Source organism: Bacillus cereus group sp. BfR-BA-01441 (assembly GCF_022663075.1).
GTDB classification, from domain to species: Bacteria; Bacillota; Bacilli; order Bacillales; family Bacillaceae_G; genus Bacillus_A; species Bacillus_A cereus.
Genome location: NZ_JAKUEU010000266.1, coordinates 1 through 434 on the forward strand (window position 1 = coordinate 1; position 434 = coordinate 434).

Genomic DNA, 434 nt, shown 5'->3' on the forward strand with positions numbered 1-434 from the left:
CGCTTTCGCGCCTCAGTGTCAGTTACAGACCAGAAAGTCGCCTTCGCCACTGGTGTTCCTCCATATCTCTACGCATTTCACCGCTACACATGGAATTCCACTTTCCTCTTCTGCACTCAAGTCTCCCAGTTTCCAATGACCCTCCACGGTTGAGCCGTGGGCTTTCACATCAGACTTAAGAAACCACCTGCGCGCGCTTTACGCCCAATAATTCCGGATAACGCTTGCCACCTACGTATTACCGCGGCTGCTGGCACGTAGTTAGCCGTGGCTTTCTGGTTAGGTACCGTCAAGGTGCCAGCTTATTCAACTAGCACTTGTTCTTCCCTAACAACAGAGTTTTACGACCCGAAAGCCTTCATCACTCACGCGGCGTTGCTCCGTCAGACTTTCGTCCATTGCGGAAGATTCCCTACTGCTGCCTCCCGTAGGAG

At 52.8% G+C, this 434-nt stretch carries 1 rRNA gene; it reads right to left on the reverse strand.

The window, feature by feature from the left end:
• Positions 1–434: ribosomal RNA gene (locus tag MR107_RS30420) — 16S ribosomal RNA — on the reverse strand; the annotation flags it as partial.